At 42.7% G+C, this 1,264-nt stretch carries 2 protein-coding genes and 1 pseudogene; 2 read left to right on the top strand and 1 reads right to left on the bottom strand.

Translation table 11 applies throughout. The annotated features are described in order from the left end of the window. Positions 1 to 34 precede the first annotated feature (34 nt). Positions 35 to 208: pseudogene (locus Q0135_RS08175) on the bottom strand (IS1595 family transposase); the annotation flags it as partial. Positions 209 to 337: 129 nt separating this feature from the next. Between Q0135_RS08175 and Q0135_RS08170 the strand changes: the two are divergent. Further along, positions 338 to 580: a hypothetical protein gene (locus tag Q0135_RS08170; RefSeq protein WP_297989715.1), complete on the top strand. Its 243-nt coding sequence runs from the start codon at positions 338 to 340 to the stop codon at positions 578 to 580. A gap of 166 nt (positions 581 to 746) precedes the next feature. After that, positions 747 to 935, top strand: coding sequence for a hypothetical protein (locus Q0135_RS08165; RefSeq protein ID WP_297989714.1), 189 nt, complete (start codon positions 747 to 749; stop codon positions 933 to 935). Positions 936 to 1,264: the final 329 nt, after the last annotated feature.

Below are 1,264 nucleotides of genomic sequence, written 5' to 3'. Positions count from 1 at the left end.
ACTATTTTCATTTACTGATCCTTATAGCACTATATTATTTCCGCTCAATTAACTTAAGCGGATTCTCTCTTATCAATTTCAACAGTTTCTGATATAGGTCTTCCTGTGTAGTTTTAGTATTATATCTAAATTTACATTCTCTAAGATGAAGTAAGAAATTCTCTTTCTTAATGCCTTTAAATTTAGATAATCTATGTTTAGCATATCCCGTCTGCTCACAGTAGCAACGCAAGTCGCAGCTAAAAATCCGCTTAAGTTTAATTGAGCCATTTGTTTTTCGGCGGCTTTGGCTTTGTATGCTATATAAACGGCGTATTGGGGTATAGGCAAAGACTATATGCAGCGCAATAAAATAGACTTCGTGCGCTGGATGTTTAGTCCAAAGCACATCTTGCGCTCCAACACGCCGTTTGATTCGAACGAGCCGCTAGAATTAAAATTTAAAGAGCCCAAAAGCAAGCATTTGATCTACAATTTTTTTGAGGTCGTCATACATTATGCGATAATCGCGCCGTTTTTAGCGATCTATGCGGGGATTTTTCTATTTTGCGCGGGGCTAGCCATTAAAATTTTATCCTAAATTTAAAATTTGCGACGCGGATGCAGAGCGGGCATTGCATAGACGCCGTTTTCGTTGCAGAATTTCAAATTTTACGCCGCATCTCTTACTAAGCATGCTACACTTATTATATTTTAAGAGATAAAATTTCAAAATTTTATCGCCGAATCCACGGCTTGTGAAATTTATGCCGTATTTTCTGTTTCTTGGGGCGGGAAGGGAGCTTGAATTGCGAGGTCGCTCCCCTTCCCGCCCCAAACCCCACCCAACCTCCGACGACGCTAGCGGGGCGGACTGCGTCCGCGCATTTTTATTTAGCGGCTCGCGCCGCATGAAATTCCGTATCGATAAATTTTTAAAATTCCACTACCGCTAAATTTTTATCGTATTTGGAATTTTAATATTCCATCCGTAGCCGCCAGCCAAATCGATCGGCAACCGACTAGTCGTCAAACAACCGACCGATTGAAAATCTATCGTATATCCGTCAAATCGATCGATAAAATGCCCGTAAGCTAGTGATTGTAAAATCACCGACCAACCGCCAAATTTATCGATAGCGGAGCCGTATAAAACCGACCGACCGCCAAAAGCAGTAGTCGCAGACTAGAGGAGCGCGCGCCCGAGTTACAAAACGACTGACCGCCAAACCAATATACCGCCAACCGATCGGCAGTCAAGCCACTAAACCGCCCAGCCGCAAGC

The organism is uncultured Campylobacter sp., from assembly GCF_937981295.1.
Taxonomy (GTDB): domain Bacteria; phylum Campylobacterota; class Campylobacteria; order Campylobacterales; family Campylobacteraceae; genus Campylobacter_B.
The sequence above is the reverse complement of the archived record's forward strand: the minus strand, read 5'-3'. Positions and strand labels throughout refer to the sequence as shown.

Bases quoted from the DNA above. Each gene is read 5' to 3' on its own strand.
- Q0135_RS08170 (WP_297989715.1), top strand. From the start codon at position 338: ATGCAGCGCAATAAAATAGACTTCGTGCGCTGGATGTTTAGTCCAAAG.
- Q0135_RS08165 (WP_297989714.1), top strand. From the start codon at position 747: ATGCCGTATTTTCTGTTTCTTGGGGCGGGAAGGGAGCTTGAATTGCGA.